Here is a 16037-nt window from a genome sequence, read left to right as displayed (position 1 = left end):
CCCCTTCGGTGGAGCGTCCGGGCGGAGGCGGCCGGACGGCTACTGCGGTGCGATCTCGTCCGCGATGCCCGGATTCTTCTCCATCCAGGCCTTCACGGCTTCCTCCTCGTGCCCCGTGCCCTGCTTCTGGATCTCGTTCTCCAGGCCGGCAAGCTGCTTCTCGCTGAGCTTGAAGTCCTTGAACCACTTCGTGAGCTGCGGGTACTGCTTCGGGAAGTCCTTGGAGGCGACGGTGTGGATCTCGTCGCCCTCGCCGAAGGACTTCTTCGGGTCCGCGAGCTTGGTGAGGTCGTACTCGCTGTAGGCCCAGTGCGGGGTCCACAGCATGACCGCGATCGGCTCCTTCTTGGCGTACGCCCGCTTCAGCTCGGCGAGCATGCCCGGTGTGGAGCTGTCGACGACCTCGAACTCGTCCGCCAGGCCGTAGTCCGGCAGGACCTTGTTCTTGAGGATGTTCATGGTCTCGGTGCCCGGCTCGATGCCGACGATCCGGCCCTCGAAGTCGCCGCCGCGCCCCTTGAGGTCGTCGAGGGAGTCGACGCCGTCGACGTACGAGGGGACGGCGAGTTCCAGCGAGGTCGGCCCGTACCAGGAGCCGAGGTCGGTGAGTTTGTCGCCGTACTTGTCCCAGTACTTCTTCTGCGTGGTCGGCAGCCAGCCGTCGAACTGCACGTCGATCTGGCCGCGGGACAGAGCCGTGTACATCGGGCCGACCTCGAACTGCTTGAGGTTCATCGTGTAGCCGCGCTCCTCGAGGACCGCCTTCCACAGGTACGTGGCGGCGATGTCCTCCTCCCACGGGAACCAGGCGACGTTCAGGGCGCGGTCACGCTCGTCCTTGCCGCCCTTCGCGGCCTTGCCGGTCTTGCCGGCGGGGGCCCACGTGTCGGCCAGACCCGGATTGTCCCCGAGCCAGGCGCGGACGGCTTCCTGCTCCTTGCCCTTGCCCGTCTCCTGGATCTTCGCCTCGAGACCGGTGAGCTGCTCCTCGGTCATCTTGAAGTTCTTGAGCCACTTGCCGACCTCGGGGTACTCGGCGGAGAAGCCCTTGCGCGCGAGGGTGTGCACGCCGTCGCCCTTGCCCCAGGAGCCCTTCGGGTCCTTCAGCTTCTTCAGGTCGTAGGTGCTGTACGCCCAGTGCGGCGACCACAGGGTGGTGACGATGGGCTCCTTCTTGTCGTAGGCGCGCTTCAGCTCGGCCAGCATGCCGGGGGTGGAGCCGTCGACGACCTTGTACTCGCCCTCGAGGCCGTAGTCCTTCAGGACCTTGTCCTTGAGGATGCCCATCATCCCGGCGCTCGGTTCGATGCCGACGATGCGGCCCTTGAACTCCGACGACCGGCCCTTGAGGTCCTCGAGCGAGTCGACGCCCTTCATGTACGAGGGCACGGACAGCTCCAGGGAGGTGGGGCCGTACCAGGAGCCCATGTCCTCGAGCTTGTCGCCGTACTTGTCCATGTAGGAGGCGTGCGTGACCGGCAGCCAGGCATCGGTCTGGAAGTCGATCTGGCCGCCGGCGAGACCGGTGTAGAGCGAACCGGCCTCCAGCTGTTTGGTGTCCACCTCGAAGCCGCGCTGCTCCAGCAGCTCCTTCCAGAGGAAGGTGGAGGCGATGCCCTCGTCCCACGGGATGTAGCCGATGGAGACCTTCTTGCCGTCGCCGATCTCCGACGCGCCGGCGGCGGTGTCCGTCTTGGCCCCGCCGAACATGCCCATACCGCCGGCGACCAGGGCGAGGACGACGATGCCGACGACCGCGACGGCGGGCTGCGGGCGGTGGTCCCAGATCTTCAGCCCGCCGGCCATGGCGCGTGCCTTGGCGAGCGCGCGGCGACCCAGCGGCGAGACCTGGCTGCCCAGCGCACCGGTCATCCGGTCGAGGTACATGGCCAGGATGACGATGGACACGCCGGCCTCGAAGCCCAGGCCGATGTCGACGTTGCCGATGGCCCGGTAGACGGCGCCACCGAGGCCGCCGCCGCCGACCATGCCCGCGATGACGACCATGGAAAGGCCCAGCATGATGACCTGGTTGATACCGGCCATGATCGTCGGCAGGGCGAGCGGGAGCTGCACCCGGAGCAGGGTGTTGCGCGGGGTGGTGCCGAAGGCCTCGGCGGCCTCGACGAGTTCCTCGTCGACCTGGCGGATGCCGAGCTCGGTCATCCGCACGCCGGGCGGCAGGGCGAAGATGATCGTGGCGATGATGCCGGGGACCACGCCGACGCCGAAGAAGATGATGCCGGGGATCAGGTAGACCATCGCGGGCATGGTCTGCATGAAGTCGAGCACCGGCCGGACGATCGTGCTGACCGTCTTCGACCGCGAGGCCCAGATGCCGAGCGGGACGGCGATCACCAGCGTCACGAGGGTGGCGACGAGCACCAGCGACAGGGTCGACATGGCGTCTTCCCACAGTTCGATGGAGTCGATCAGCGCGAAGCCCCCGAAGGCGAGGACACCGGCGAGGAGGCCGCGCAGCCACCAGGCGACGACCGCGAGGATGCCGGCGAAGAGCAGCGGCGCGGGCGCCGAGAGCGCCGCGTCGATGCCGTCGTACATCCCGGTGACGAGCGAGCTGATCGCGTCGAACAGCCAGGACAGATGGCGCTGGAGCCACTCGACACCGCTGTCGACCCAGTCGCCGAGGTGGATCCTAGGCACTGGCCACCGCCTCGCCCGCCGGGGCGGTGGACTTCGCGAGGTCGGGCGCGGGCTGTGCCGGCACGGCCGGCGGCGCGGTGGGCGTCATCGGCTCGCCGAGGACGGCGAGGAGACGGGCCCTCGGCACGACGCCGATGAGCTCGCCCTCGTCGTCGGTGACGGCGACGGCCGTACCACTGGTCGAGCAGGGCGTGAACAGCTCGATGATCGGTGTGCCGGCGGTGACCGTGGCGGGCGCGGCGGCCAGCACGTCCTTGGCGTTGCGCATGACCTTGCCGCTGTCCGTCTTCGTGCCGTACGCCGTCTCCGGGTCGGCCATGATCGCGCCCGCGGTGAGCACACGGGAGCGGTCGACGTCCTGGGTGAACGAGGCGACGTAGTCGTTGGCGGGGGTGACGAGGATGTCCTCGGCGGTGCCGAGCTGGACGATCCTGCCGTCGCGCATCACCGCGATCGAGTCGCCGAGCCGCATGGCCTCGTTGAGGTCGTGGGTGATGAAGACGATGGTCTTCTTCAGACGCTTCTGGAGCTCGAGGAGCTGGTCCTGCATGTCGCGGCGGATCAGCGGGTCGAGGGCGCTGAACGACTCGCCACGGCCGGGCGGCCGCCTCTGGGACCGGCGCGTGCGCCCGGCCCTGCGGCGGGTCTCAGACGGCCGGATCGGCCGGGTGCGGGGCGACCAGGGGGAGCGAGGACGCCAGGCGGGCCTCGCACAGGCCGGCCAGGACGTCGTACGCCGCCTTGCCCATCAGCTCCGTCAGCTCCGGGCGGTAGGTCACGTACACCGGCTCGCCGGCGCCGTGCGCGGACGTCGCCGACGTGCACCACCAGTGCAGGTCGTGACCGCCGGGGCCCCAGCCGCGGCGGTCGTACTCACCGATGGACACCTGGAGGACGCGGGAGTCGTCGGGCCGGTCGATCCATTCGTAGGTGCGCCGCACCGGCAGCTGCCAGCACACGTCCGGCTTGGTCTCCAGCGGCTCGCGGCCCTCGCGCAGCGCCAGGATGTGCAGCGAGCACCCGGCGCCGCCCGCGAAACCCGGGCGGTTCTGGAAGATGCACGAGCCCTCCCAGCGCCGCGTCTGGCGCTCACCGTCGTCGTCCTTCTGCACCCAGCCCGTGCTCGTGCCGACGTCGTGGAACTGCCAGAGGTCCGGCGTGAGACGGGCCACGTGCTCCGCGACGCGCTTCTCGTCGTCCTCGTCCGAGAAGTGCGCCCCCAGCGTGCAGCAGCCGTCGTCCGCGCGCCCCGCCTGGATGCCCTGGCAGCCGCTGCCGAAGATGCAGCTCCAGCGCGAGGTCAGCCAGGTCAGGTCGCAGCGGAAGACCTGTTCGTCGTCGGCGGGGTCGGGAAACTCCACCCAGGCGCGGGCGAAGTCCAGGCCCTTCTCGTCGGTCTTGGTCTTCTCCGGAGGGCTGGCTTTGCCCGGCTTCGCCTTTTTCGTCTTTGGCACGGGTCCAGCGTATGCGGGCGGCCGCAGTAGCGTTCCGCCCATGAGACTCGGAGTCCTCGACGTCGGTTCGAACACGGTGCATCTGCTGGCAGTGGATGCGCACCCCGGCGCACGGCCGCTGCCCGCCCACTCGCACAAGGCGGAACTGCGCCTCGCCGAGCTGCTCGACGAGGACGGGGCGATCGGTGACGACGGCGTCGACCGTCTCATCGAAACGATCACCGACGCCCTTCAGGCCGCGGAGGACAAGGGCTGCGAAGAGGTGCTGGCCTTCGCCACCTCCGCGGTGCGCGAGGCCACCAACGCGGACGCCGTGCTGGCCCGGGTGAAGGAAGAGACGGGTGTCGCCCTGACGGTGCTGAGCGGCGAGGAGGAGGCGCGGCTCACCTTCCTCGCCGCCCGCCGCTGGTTCGGCTGGTCGGCCGGGAAGCTGCTCGTCCTCGACATCGGCGGCGGTTCCCTCGAGATCGCGTACGGCATGGACGAGGAGCCCGACGCGGCCGTGTCCCTGCCGCTCGGCGCGGGCCGGCTCACCGCGGGCATGCTGCCCGGCGACCCGCCGGACACGCACGACGTCAAGGCCCTGCGCCGCCATGTGCGGGCCCAGATCGCCCGGGTCGTCGGCGAATTCACCCGCTTCGGCAAGCCGGACCACATCGTCGCGACCTCCAAGACCTTCAAGCAGCTCGCCCGGATAACCGGCGCTGCACGTTCGGCCGAGGGGCTGTACGTGCAGCGGGAACTGAGTCGTAAATCACTGGAGGAGTGGGTCCCCAAGCTGGCGGCCATGACGGTCGAGCAGCGCGCCGGACTGCCCGGCGTGTCGGAGGGGCGGGCCCGCCAGATTCTCGCGGGAGCCCTGGTGGCGGAGGGTGCGATGGACCTCTTCGGCGCGGACGAACTCGAGATCTGCCCGTGGGCGCTGCGCGAGGGTGTGATCCTCCGCCGCCTGGATCACCTCCCTGCCGACTAGTCCGGCCCCGTACCCTGTCCCCGTGGCAGAACCAGTCGTGCGTATCCCGGATGCGAAGGTTGTCCTGTCGACGGCTTCCGTCTATCCGGAGTCGACGGCGACAGCCTTCGAGGTCGCCGCGCGCCTCGGCTACGACGGGGTCGAGGTCATGGTGTGGACCGATCCCGTGAGCCAGGACATCGAGGCGCTCCGCCGGCTCTCCGACTACCACCGGATGCCGGTCCACGCGGTCCACGCGCCGTGTCTGCTGATCACCCAGCGGGTCTGGTCCACGGACCCGTGGGTGAAACTCCAGCGGGCGAAGGCAGCGGCGGAGAAGCTCGGGGCGTCGACGGTCGTGGTGCATCCGCCGTTCCGCTGGCAGCGCCAGTACGCACGCGACTTCGTCCGCGGGATCTGGCGGATGGCGGACGAGACGGACGTGCGGTTCGCGGTGGAGAACATGTACCCGTGGCGCTACCGGGACCGCGAGATGCTCGCCTACGCCCCCGACTGGGACGTCACCAAGGACGACTACCGCCACTTCACGATCGACCTCTCGCACGCCGCGACGTCCCGCACCGACACCATGGCGATGGTCGACCGCATGGGCGACCGGCTCGGCCACGTGCACCTGGCGGACGGCAAGGGGTCCGCGAAGGACGAGCACCTGGTGCCAGGACGCGGCGACCAGCCCTGCGCGGAACTGCTGGAGCGGCTCGCGCGCTCGGGTTTCGACGGCCATGTCGTCATCGAGGTCAACACCCGGCGCGCCATGTCCGCCGCCGAACGCGAGGCCGATCTGGCGGAGGCGCTGGCCTTCACCCGGCTGCACCTGGCGTCGGCATCCCGCATCCCGTGACGGAGGAACGCAGGCGGCGCGGCCGTCCCGCCCGTAAGGCGGCCGACGAGGGGCCCGGCGCGCGGGAACGCATCCTCGAGGCGGCACGTGCCGAGTTCGCCGAGCGCGGTTACGACAAGACGACGATGCGGGGGATCGCCCGGGCGGCCGGGGTCGACGCGGCGCTCGTCCACCACTACTTCGGTACCAAGGACGACGTCTTCGCGGCCGCGATCGAGGTCTCCTTCGAACCGGCGATGGTGCTTCCGCAGATCCTCGGCCAGGGTGAGGCGGGGATCGGTGAACGCCTGGCGCGCTACTTCATCGGCATCTGGGAGAACCCGGCGACCCGCGCGCCCCTGCTCGCGATCGTCCGTTCCGCGCTGACCCACGAGGCGGCGGCCAAGGTGCTGCGGGGCTTCGTGCTGCGGCGCCTGCTGGAGCGGGTGGCGGGGGAGCTGGACGTACCGGATCCGCGCTTCCGGGCCGAGCTCGCCGCCTCCCACATGGTGGGCATCGTGATCCTGCGGTACGTGGTCCAGGTGGAGCCGCTGGCCTCGGTGGATCCGGAGGAGATCGTGCGGATGGTGGCGCCGTCGCTGCAGCGCTACCTGACCGAGGACGTCGAACGGCCGACCGAGGACTGAGCCGGGCGTCCCGCATTCCGGACAACCTGTCCAGATCTTGGAGCGGCGGCGTACGCTCGAGGCAGGTACACCCGTCACGAGGAGCGAGCGACGATGCCCGAGCTGAGGTCCCGCACTGTCACCCACGGCCGCAACATGGCGGGCGCCCGCGCCCTTATGCGGGCGTCGGGCGTAGCGAGCGAGGACATCGGCAAGCCGATCGTCGCCGTCGCCAACTCCTTCACCGAGTTCGTCCCCGGGCACACGCACCTGGCCCCGGTGGGCCGGATCGTGTCCGAGGCGATCAAGGCAGCGGGCGCCGTGCCCCGCGAGTTCAACACGATCGCCGTCGACGACGGCATCGCCATGGGCCACGGCGGCATGCTCTACTCGCTGCCCTCCCGCGACCTGATCGCCGACTCGGTCGAGTACATGGTCGAGGCGCACTGCGCGGACGCCCTGATCTGCATCTCCAACTGCGACAAGATCACCCCGGGCATGCTCAACGCCGCCCTGCGGCTGAACATCCCGACCGTCTTCGTCTCCGGCGGCCCGATGGAGTCCGGCCGGGCGACGCTCGTCGACGGCACGGTGCGCACGCTCGACCTGGTCGACGCCATGTCGGACGCGGTCAACGAGAAGATCTCGGACGAGGACATCCTCCGTATCGAGGAGAACGCCTGTCCGACCTGCGGCTCCTGTTCCGGCATGTTCACCGCCAACTCGATGAACTGCCTGACCGAGGCCATCGGCCTGTCCCTGCCGGGCAACGGCTCCGTCCTCGCCACCCACACCGCCCGCAAGGCGCTGTACGAGAACGCAGCCGCCACGGTCGTCGACATCACCAAGCGGTACTACGAGCAGGGCGACGAGTCCGTCCTGCCGCGCAACGTCGCCACCTTCGCGGCCTTCGAGAACGCCATGGCGCTCGACATCGCCATGGGCGGCTCGACGAACACGATCCTGCACCTGCTGGCCGCCGCCCAGGAGGCGGGCGTCGAGTTCGGCCTCGACGAGATCGACGCCGTCTCGCGCCGGGTGCCCTGCCTGGCCAAGGTCGCGCCGAACGTCGCCAAGAACCGCACGTACTACATGGAGGACGTCCACCGCGCCGGCGGCATCCCCGCCCTGCTGGGCGAACTGCACCGCGCCGGCATGCTGAACGAGGACGTGCACTCCGTGCACAGCCCCTCGCTCGCGGACTGGCTCAAGAGCTGGGACGTGCGCGGCGGTTCGCCGTCCGCCGAGGCCGTCGAGCTGTGGCACGCGGCGCCCGGCTGCGTCCGCTCCGCCACGGCCTTCTCCCAGTCCGAGCGCTGGGAGGCGCTGGACGACGATGCGGAGAACGGCTGCATCCGCTCCGCCGAGCACGCCTACTCCAAGGACGGCGGACTCGCCGTGCTGCGCGGCAACCTCGCCGTCGACGGCTGTGTCGTGAAGACCGCCGGCGTGGACGAGTCGATCTGGACCTTCGAGGGCCCGGCCGTGGTCTGCGAGTCGCAGGAAGAGGCCGTCGACAAGATCCTCAAGAAGGAGATCACCCACGGCGATGTGGTGGTCATCCGGTACGAGGGCCCCAAGGGCGGCCCCGGCATGCAGGAGATGCTCTACCCGACGTCCTTCCTCAAGGGCCGCGGCCTCGGCAAGACTTGCGCCCTGATCACCGACGGCCGCTTCTCCGGCGGCACCTCGGGCCTGTCGATCGGCCACGCCTCCCCGGAGGCGGCCTCCGGCGGCACGATCGCGCTCGTCGAGGACGGTGACCGTATCCGCATCGACATCCCGGGCCGCACCATCGAACTCCTCCTCGACGACGCCACGCTGGCGGCCCGGCGCGAGGCCCTGAACGGCGTCTACGCCCCCAAGTCGCGGGAACGCAAGGTGTCCGCCGCCCTGCGCGCCTACGCCGCGATGGCGACGAGCGCCGACAGGGGCGCCGTCAGGGACGTGTCCAAGCTGGGCTGACCCGCCGCCCGACTGCTCGCGGACCCGGTGCGCTCACCAGCGCGCCGGGTCCTTCGCGTCCACGGCGAAGACAGAGCCGTCCGGGGCGCTGGCGTACACCTTCCCGTCCACGGTGACCGGTGCGGGCAGCAGCGCGGAGAAGGTCGAACCGTCGTCGGACATCCGCAGGCCCGTCTGGCCGGTGATCCTGCCGAGCCGCGCGTCGACGGCGAGCAGCCGCCCGTCGGCGGCGGACAGGTAGACCGCCCGTCCGTCGGTGACCGGGCGCGAAAGGTGGGCGACCCCGGTTTCCAGGCGCCACAGCTCGGGACCGTCGGTACCCGGCCGGGCCGTGTCCAACGCGAAGAGCGAGCCACCGGAACCGGAGATGTAGACGGTCCTCCCCGCGACCGTCGCCTGCGCCTGGTCGACCGGGACGGTCAGGGGGATGGCGCGCACGGCCCGGCCGTCGGTCGCGGTGTCGATCGTGACGACCGCGCCGGTGAAGCCGTCGGTGCCGGCCGAGAGGAGATACAGGACGCCGCCGGCGAGCTGTACCGGCGTCAGCGAACCCGGCACGCGTTCGGTCCACAGCAGCTCGCCGCTCATCGGACCGACGGCGCTGACAAGGGTCGAGGTCCCGTCGGCCGACGGCGTGGCGGCGAGCGCCGGGCCGTCGCCGCCCGGGTCGGACAGCCACTGGGTACCGGGCCCGCCGTGCCGCTTCTGCCAGCGCTCCTCGCCGGTGGTCGCGTCGATCGCCCGGACCGTCCCGGCGTCCGACACCAGCAGGACGGTGTCGCCGACGACTCGTACGGTCGGATGTCCGGACGCGTCCAGCTCCCGGCGCACCTCGCCCGTCCCCGGGTCGAGCGCCTGGTAGCGGTCACCGTCGCGCGTCACCACGTGCAGCAGTCCGCCGGCGGTGTGGGGCGCCAGGCCCTCGTCGCTCTGCGCGGCGGCGTCACCGGCGGCCCGTTCCTTCGTCTTCCAGACCGTCGAGCCGTCCGCCGGGTCCAGCCGGGTGGTCCCGACGCCGGGGGCCGCGCAGTAGAGGGCGTCGGCTTCGCCGGCCGTGCACACGGGGACACCGGAGACGGCGCCGTCCCGCAGGGGAACGTTCCACGGGCGGAAGCGCTGTTCGGCGGAGGGCGTGGTGCGCCCGCCGGCGGGGGAGCCGTCGTCCGGGACGACGACGGCGGCGGTGCCGGCGGCGGCCAGTACGGCGACCGCGGCGACGGCGACGGCCCAGCGCCTTCGGGTCCGGCGCGCGGGGGAAGCGGCGGCGGGTGCGTCGACGGCCGGCTCGGAGCCCGCGGACGGTTCCGGCACGGCCGCGCGGGTCTCACCGGGAGCGGGATCGCGCTGCGCCGGTATGTAGGCCTGGGTGTCGTACGCGGAGGACGGCGAGGACGCCCGCAGCGCCACCATCAGCTCGTACGGCGTCGGCCGCGCCTGCGGGTCCTTCGCCAGACACCGCGCCACCAGCGGTACGAGCTGCTCCGGCACACCCGTCAGGTCCGGCTCGTTGTGCACGACCTGGTACGCCACGATGTACGGGCTGTCGGAGTCGAACGGCCCGCGCCCGGTCGCCGCGTGGACCAGCACCGCGCCCAGCGCGAACACATCCGCCGCCGGCCCGACCTCGCGGGGGCGCTGGAACTGCTCGGGCGCCATGAACGGCGGTGTGCCGATCAGTTTTCCGGTCTCTGTGCGCAGATCGCTGTCGGTGGGACGCGAGATGCCGAAGTCGATGACTTTCGGGCCGTCCGCGGCCAGCAGCACGTTGCTGGGTTTGAGATCGCGGTGCACCACGCCCGCCCGGTGGATGTCGCGGAGTGCCTCCGCGAGCCCGGCGCCCGCCCGCACGAGTTCGGCCGGATTCAGCGGGCCGTTCCGCTTCACCCGGTCCGCGAGGGTCGGGCCCTCGATGAAGAGGGTGGCCATCCAGGGCCGGCCGGCGTCCGGGTCGGCGTCGACGACCGGCGCGGTGAAAGCGCCGCTGACCCGTCGGGCGGCGGCGACCTCTTGGCGGAAACGCGCTCTGAACTCCGGGTCCAGGGCGTGCTCGGCATGAATGACCTTGACCGCGAGCCGTAGACCCGAGGCGGAGGTGGCCAGATGGACGACGCCCATCCCGCCGTTGCCCAGTACCGCTTCGAGGCGGTACTGCCCTGCATATTCCGGATGCTCCGCTTCCGGGAACGGCCCGGTGCTGCGCAGCGGTGGCATCTCCCACCCCCGTCTGATGGTGCGCACGCGCGACGCACGGAGCCTAGTCGATGATGCGTGCGATCCAGCCATGGCTTGCTAGCCTGCGCGCGGCGCAACCAATCGTCCATGTCAACGGGGGGAAGTCCGATGGCTCTTGAAGAGGCTCAGAACACAGCGGCGGGGAACGCGGCCGCCGAGGCGGACGCGACCGAGGCCGAATCGGTCGGCACCATGACGGTCAAGCGCTACCCGGTCGCCCCCGGCGTGCGTCTCAATGTGCGCAGCGGGCCGGGGACCGACTACCGGCTGGTCAGGATCCTGCCGTACGGCGCCACGATCCCGATCAACTGCCAGAAGGCCGGCGAGACCGTCACCGGCACCTACGGCACGAGCAACATCTGGGACAACATCGCCAACGGCGAGTTCGTGGCGGACGCGTACGTGCAGACCGGCAGCGACGGTTACGTCGCCCGGCGCTGCGCCTGACCCTCCGCCCGCGTACGGGGATAATCGACCCCGTGAGCGAGCAGAGCGAGAACACCACGGCGAGCGGCGGCGGCCCGGAGCCCGAGCCCATCCGTTTCTTCGGCACGACATGGGTCGGCCACGACGGGGGGTACGGGCTGCGCCGGGCCGCTGTCGCCGCCGGCTCGCTGATCACCGCCTTCGCGGCCGCCCTGCTCCTGCGCTTCGCCTATCAAGGGCTGGCCATCGCCGAGGTCGGCAGCTTCGTGAACGTCCTCGTCGTCGTGATGTTCGCGGTGTGCAGCGCCATCGCGTTCCGTAAGACCTGGGAGAGCTTCTCCCGCCGTCCCGACGGCTCGCCGTCGGAGGACTCGCTGCGCAGCCTCAAGACGATCGGCTTCATCGGCTCGCTCATCGCGTACGCCCTGCGCTGCCTCAGTGAGGCGCCGGGCGAGAAGCTGCGCCGCGCCGAGTACGAGTCGGCGCTCAGGCAGTACGAGAAGCGCCGCGGCACCCGCTCGGGCAACCCGGCCGCCCGCGGGACGAAGGGCCGCACCAAGCGCCGCTGACGCGACACGCACGAACGCCCGGTCATGCCCCTACAGGGGTGCGGCCGGGCTTCGTGCTTGACGGCCCGTACCGGCGGGAGCATTATTCATCGCATGATGAATTCCTCCGGCGTCGCCGTCGTCGCCCGCGGCCTCACCGTGCTGCGAGGAGACCGCACCGTCCTGCGCGGCGTCGACTTCTCGGTCCTGTCAGGCCGCATCACCGGGCTCCTCGGGCCTTCCGGCTGCGGGAAGTCGACGCTGATGCGCGCGGTCGTCGGCACCCAGGCCAAGGTCGGCGGCACCCTCGAGATCCTCGGCCGCCCCGCCGGCGCCGCCGAGCTCCGCTCCCGCATCGGCTACGTCACCCAGGCCCCGTCCGTCTACGACGACCTCACCGTCCGGCAGAACCTCGACTACTTCGCCTCCGTCCTCCTCCCGGGCCGCCGCAACCGCGACGCCCGCCGCGAGTACGCCACGCGAGCCGTCGAGGACGTCGACCTCGCCTCGCACGCCGACTCGCTCGCCGGACGGCTCTCCGGCGGCCAGCGCAGCCGGGTCTCGCTCGCGGTCGCCCTGCTGGGCACCCCTGAGGTACTCGTCCTCGACGAGCCCACCGTCGGCCTCGACCCCGTCCTCCGCCGCGACCTGTGGGACCTCTTCCACCGCCTCGCCGGCGAACGTGGAGTGACGATCCTCGTCTCCTCCCACGTCATGGACGAGGCCCAACGCTGTCACCGCCTCCTCCTCATGCGCGAAGGGGAGATCCTCGCCGAGGACGCCCCGGACGACCTGCGCGTCCGCACCCGCTCGGAAACCGTCGAACAGGCCTTCCTCCACCTCGTGGACGAGGCCGACGCCCTTCAGGAGAGCCGCCGATGAGCTCCCGCCCGACTCCCGCCACCCTTCCGCGGCCGGCCCTCGCGCCCTCCGTGTCCCGCACCCTCGCGACCGCCGCACGGGTCCTGCGTCAGCTCCGCCACGACCCCCGCTCCATCGCCCTGATGCTGCTCGTGCCGTGCCTGATGCTCTTCCTGCTCCGATTCGTCTTCGACGGCAGCCCCGGCACGTTCGACTCCATCGGCGCCTCGCTGCTCGGCATCTTCCCGCTGATCACCATGTTCCTGGTGACCTCCATCGCCACCCTGCGCGAACGCACCTCCGGCACCCTCGAACGACTCCTCGCCATGCCGCTCGGCAAGGCCGACCTCATCGCCGGCTACGCACTCGCCTTCGGTCTCGTCGCAGTGATCCAGTCGCTGCTCGCCACCGGACTCGCCCTCTGGGTCCTCGGCCTCGACATCGTCGGCTCGCCCTGGCTGCTGCTCCTCGTCGCGCTGCTCGACGCGTTGCTGGGCACGGCGCTCGGACTGTTCGTCTCCGCCTTCGCCGCCTCCGAGTTCCAGGCGGTCCAGTTCATGCCGGCCGTGATCTTTCCCCAGCTGCTGCTGTGCGGCCTGTTCGCACCCCGCGACACGATGCAGCCCGTCCTCGAAGCGATCTCCGACGTGCTCCCCATGTCCTACGCCGTCGACGCCATGAGCGAGGTCCTGCGCCATCCCGACGTCACCGGCGACTTCGTGCGGGACGTCCTGGTCGTCGCGGTCTGCGCGCTGGTCGTCCTCGCCCTCGGCGCCGCCACCCTGCGCCGCCGCACCGCCTGACCACCGCCACCACGGGGAACGCCCGTACCGACACTCGGACGACCACGGCACGAGCCCGCCTCCGGTGACAGGATGTGCGCACGTATCCCCACCGGCGAGGTGAACTTCAGCCATGACCCAGACAGTCGCAGTCCTCGGTACGGGCAAGATCGGTGAAGCGCTGCTCAGCGGCATGATCCGTGCGGGCTGGCGTCCCGCGGACCTGCTGGTCACCACCCGCCGCGCCGATCGCGCCGACGAACTGCGCACCCGCTACGGCGTCGAGCCCGTCACCAACGCGGAAGCCGCCAAGCGTGCCGACACCCTGATCCTCGCCGTCAAGCCTCAGGACATGGGCAAGCTCCTCGACGAACTCGGCCCGCACATCACCGCGGACCGACTCGTCATCAGCGCGGCGGCCGGTATCACCACGTCCTTCATCGAGGAGCGCCTCGCCGCGGGCACACCCGTGGTCCGGGTCATGCCCAACACACCGGTGCTCGTGGACGAGGGCATGTCCGTGATCTCCGCCGGCAGCCATGCCACGCGCGACCACGTCGCCCATGCCGAGGAGATCTTCGGCGGTGTGGGCAAGACGCTGCGCGTCCCCGAGTCGCAGCAGGACGCGGCGACGGCCCTCTCCGGATCGGGTCCGGCGTACTTCTACTTCCTCGTCGAGGCCATGACGGACGCGGGAATCCTGCTCGGCCTTCCGCGCGCCCAGGCCCACGACCTGATCGTCCAGGCCGCCATCGGCGCGGCCGTGATGCTCAGGGACAGCGGCGAGCACCCGGTGAAACTGCGGGAAGCGGTCACCTCGCCGGCGGGCACCACCATCAGCGCCATCCGCGAACTGGAGAACCACGGCGTACGGGCGGCCCTGATCGCCGCTCTCGAGGCCGCCCGCGACCGCAGCCGCGAACTGGCCTCCGGCAACGGCTGACCGGCCCGCCGCGGTTCTCCGTGTTCCGCGTCCGTCAGGCTGCCGGCAGCAGTCCGATCGCCCGGTAGGCGGCGTCCACCGTCGGACGGGCCATGCCCCTGGCCCGTTCCGCTCCCTTCCTCAGCACCTCGTCGACGTGTCCCGGATCGGCCGCGAGCTCGGCGTGCCGCTCCCTGATCGGCCGCAGCACCTCGAGTACCGCCTCGGCCGTGTCCTTCTTCAAGGCCCCGTACGACCGATACGCACCGGCGAGCTCCTTGGGGCTCTCGCCGGAGCAGGCCGAGAGGATCTCGAGCAGATTCGCGACTCCGGGCCGGGTGCCGGGGTCGTACTCGACGTCGTCCCCGCTGTCCGTGACCGCCCGCATGATCTTCTTGCGCACCACGTCGGCCTCGTCCAGCAGATAGACGATGCCCGCACCGGACTCGTGCGACTTCCCCATCTTCGACGTGGGGTCCTGAAGGTCCATGACCCGGGCCGCGACCGGCGGGGCCGTGGCCCGGGGGACGTTGAAGGTGTGCCCGTAGCGCTGGTTGAACCGCACCGCCAGGTCACGGGTCAGCTCCACATGCTGCGTCTGGTCGTCACCCACCGGCACCTCGTCCGCCTGGTAGGCCAGGATGTCCGCCGCCATCAGCACCGGATAGGTGAGCAGCGACAGCCGCACGCTCTGCCCGGCCGCGCGTGCCCGGACGCTCTTCTCCTTGTACTGGATCATGCGCCGCAGCTCGCCGTCGGTGGCCGTGCACTCGAGGAGGTACGACAGCCGCGCGTGCTCGTCCACATGGCTCTGTACGAAGACGGTGCACAGATCAGGGTCGAGCCCGGCGGCCAGCATCAGAGTCGCTGCCTGGCGACTGAGTCTGCGCACCCGCGCCGGGTCGTGCTCGACCGTGAGCGCGTGCAGGTCGACCACGCTGAACAGCGCGTCCGCCTGGTGCTGGTCCACATCGACCCACCTGCGCAGCGCGCCCAGGTAGTTCCCCAGGGTCAGATGCCCTGTCGGCTTGATCCCGCTGAAGATCCGCTTCATCCCGTTCTCCGTCTCCTGATCGAAGCCGCCGCGCTCAGCGGCCGGGCTCCCGGAGGGAGATACGCGAACGGCCGCCGAGGCGGCGGCCGTGGGTGCATGCGAGGGTGCCGGCCGCCGTCAGGCGGCCCACCACTGGTGGAGGCACATGCGCGATGTCATGGGCCCAACAGTACGCCGCCAGGGGCCGTCAGGGGGCGGGTTGACATCACGTACCGGCATCCGTAGTGTTCTCCGAGTTGTCCGACGTGAGCACCGACCCCGGTCGGCCCCGGACAGCCATTCCGTAAGACCCACTTCGATGAACGGCATTCTGTGTCGTCCGTCTTTCGTGCGCCTTTGCGAAATGAAGAATCCACGTTCGAAAGGACGCCGGCCCCGATTCGCTTCGGGGCGGGGGATTCCGCTAAAGTCTCACTCGTCGGAACGGCCCAACAGCCGCGAAGACAACTCCCGCTGACCGGGAATCAGGCCCGAAAGAGTCTGATAGAGTCGGAACCGCCGGAAGGCCGAAAGGCCGGAAAGCACACCGAGGAAATCGGATCGGAAAGATCTGATAGAGTCGGAAACGCAAGACCGAAGGGAAGCGCCCGGAGGAAAGCCCGAAGAGGGTGAGTACAAAGGAAGCGTCCGTTCCTTGAGAACTCAACAGTGTGCCAAAAATCAACGCCAGATATGTTGATACCCCGTCCATCTTCGGATGGTCGAGGTTC

Annotated in this window: 13 protein-coding genes and 1 pseudogene; 9 read left to right on the top strand and 5 right to left on the bottom strand. The window is 70.4% G+C overall.

Features of this window, described 5'->3' with window-relative positions; genetic code table 11:
* Positions 1-39 precede the first annotated feature (39 nt).
* The 3 genes and pseudogenes from ACWGH4_RS16120 to ACWGH4_RS16110 form a co-directional block, all read right to left on the bottom strand.
* Positions 40-2664: an ABC transporter permease/substrate binding protein gene (locus tag ACWGH4_RS16120; protein WP_453460799.1), complete on the bottom strand. Its 2625-nt coding sequence runs from the start codon at positions 2662-2664 to the stop codon at positions 40-42.
* Positions 2657-3253, bottom strand: a pseudogene (locus ACWGH4_RS16115) (glycine/betaine ABC transporter ATP-binding protein); the annotation flags it as partial. The pseudogene ACWGH4_RS16115 and the gene ACWGH4_RS16120, both read right to left, overlap by 8 nt.
* 58 nt (positions 3254-3311) lie before the next feature.
* Positions 3312-4118: a hypothetical protein gene (locus ACWGH4_RS16110; protein ID WP_453460796.1), complete on the bottom strand. Its 807-nt coding sequence runs from the start codon at positions 4116-4118 to the stop codon at positions 3312-3314.
* A gap of 40 nt (positions 4119-4158) precedes the next feature.
* Between ACWGH4_RS16110 and ACWGH4_RS16105 the strand changes: the two genes are divergently transcribed.
* From ACWGH4_RS16105 to ilvD, 4 genes are all read left to right on the top strand, one after another.
* Positions 4159-5091, top strand: coding sequence for a Ppx/GppA phosphatase family protein (locus ACWGH4_RS16105; protein ID WP_453460793.1), 933 nt, complete (start codon positions 4159-4161; stop codon positions 5089-5091).
* Positions 5092-5113: 22 nt separating this feature from the next.
* A complete protein-coding gene (locus ACWGH4_RS16100) occupies positions 5114-5932 on the top strand; it encodes a sugar phosphate isomerase/epimerase family protein (RefSeq protein WP_453460790.1) in 819 nt (272 codons plus the stop codon).
* Positions 5929-6558, top strand: coding sequence for a TetR/AcrR family transcriptional regulator (locus ACWGH4_RS16095; protein WP_453460787.1), 630 nt, complete (start codon positions 5929-5931; stop codon positions 6556-6558). Before ACWGH4_RS16100 ends, ACWGH4_RS16095 begins: the two co-directional genes overlap by 4 nt.
* Positions 6559-6651: 93 nt before the next feature.
* The gene (gene ilvD / locus ACWGH4_RS16090) at positions 6652-8502 is read left to right on the top strand and encodes a dihydroxy-acid dehydratase (RefSeq protein ID WP_453460784.1); all 1851 of its coding nucleotides are present in this window, start codon (positions 6652-6654) and stop codon (positions 8500-8502) included.
* 33 nt (positions 8503-8535) lie between these two features.
* Here the strand turns inward: ilvD and ACWGH4_RS16085 are convergent, their stop codons facing one another.
* Entirely contained in the window at positions 8536-10713 is a 2178-nt protein-coding gene (locus tag ACWGH4_RS16085; protein ID WP_453460802.1) for a serine/threonine-protein kinase, read from the bottom strand.
* Positions 10714-10842: 129 nt separating this feature from the next.
* On the opposite strand from ACWGH4_RS16085, the gene ACWGH4_RS16080 reads away from it, so the two are divergent.
* From ACWGH4_RS16080 to proC, 5 genes are all read left to right on the top strand, one after another.
* Positions 10843-11181 (top strand): peptidase, encoded by a 339-nt coding sequence (locus ACWGH4_RS16080; RefSeq protein WP_453460782.1) that lies wholly within the window; start codon positions 10843-10845, stop codon positions 11179-11181.
* Between the two features lie 32 nt (positions 11182-11213).
* Positions 11214-11729 (top strand): hypothetical protein, encoded by a 516-nt coding sequence (locus ACWGH4_RS16075; RefSeq protein ID WP_453460780.1) that lies wholly within the window; start codon positions 11214-11216, stop codon positions 11727-11729.
* A gap of 93 nt (positions 11730-11822) precedes the next feature.
* Positions 11823-12590, top strand: a complete 768-nt coding sequence (locus ACWGH4_RS16070) for an ABC transporter ATP-binding protein (protein WP_453460777.1) — start codon at positions 11823-11825, stop codon at positions 12588-12590.
* Positions 12587-13372: an ABC transporter permease gene (locus tag ACWGH4_RS16065; protein WP_453460774.1), complete on the top strand. Its 786-nt coding sequence runs from the start codon at positions 12587-12589 to the stop codon at positions 13370-13372. The genes ACWGH4_RS16070 and ACWGH4_RS16065 overlap by 4 nt, the downstream gene beginning before the upstream one ends.
* 112 nt (positions 13373-13484) lie before the next feature.
* Positions 13485-14294 (top strand): pyrroline-5-carboxylate reductase, encoded by an 810-nt coding sequence (proC, locus tag ACWGH4_RS16060; RefSeq protein WP_453460772.1) that lies wholly within the window; start codon positions 13485-13487, stop codon positions 14292-14294.
* 34 nt (positions 14295-14328) lie between these two features.
* Here proC and trpS read toward each other — a convergent pair whose 3' ends face one another.
* On the bottom strand, positions 14329-15327 hold the full coding sequence (gene trpS, locus ACWGH4_RS16055; RefSeq protein WP_453460770.1) for a tryptophan--tRNA ligase: 999 nt from the start codon (positions 15325-15327) through the stop codon (positions 14329-14331).
* Positions 15328-16037 lie beyond the last annotated feature (710 nt).

Source organism: Streptomyces sp. NPDC054847 (genome assembly GCF_053610925.1).
The sequence above is the reverse complement of the archived record's forward strand: the minus strand, read 5'-3'. Positions and strand labels throughout refer to the sequence as shown.

What these genes read in the sequence shown, in the direction of transcription:
- ACWGH4_RS16105 (WP_453460793.1), top strand. Translation starts at nt 4,159, where the DNA reads ATGAGACTCGGAGTCCTCGACGTCGGTTCGAACACGGTGCATCTGCTG.
- ilvD (WP_453460784.1), top strand. Translation starts at nt 6,652, where the DNA reads ATGCCCGAGCTGAGGTCCCGCACTGTCACCCACGGCCGCAACATGGCG.
- ACWGH4_RS16085 (WP_453460802.1), bottom strand. Translation starts at nt 10,713, where the DNA reads ATGCCACCGCTGCGCAGCACCGGGCCGTTCCCGGAAGCGGAGCATCCG.
- ACWGH4_RS16080 (WP_453460782.1), top strand. Translation starts at nt 10,843, where the DNA reads ATGGCTCTTGAAGAGGCTCAGAACACAGCGGCGGGGAACGCGGCCGCC.
- ACWGH4_RS16070 (WP_453460777.1), top strand. Translation starts at nt 11,823, where the DNA reads ATGATGAATTCCTCCGGCGTCGCCGTCGTCGCCCGCGGCCTCACCGTG.
- ACWGH4_RS16065 (WP_453460774.1), top strand. Translation starts at nt 12,587, where the DNA reads ATGAGCTCCCGCCCGACTCCCGCCACCCTTCCGCGGCCGGCCCTCGCG.
- proC (WP_453460772.1), top strand. Translation starts at nt 13,485, where the DNA reads ATGACCCAGACAGTCGCAGTCCTCGGTACGGGCAAGATCGGTGAAGCG.
- trpS (WP_453460770.1), bottom strand. Translation starts at nt 15,327, where the DNA reads ATGAAGCGGATCTTCAGCGGGATCAAGCCGACAGGGCATCTGACCCTG.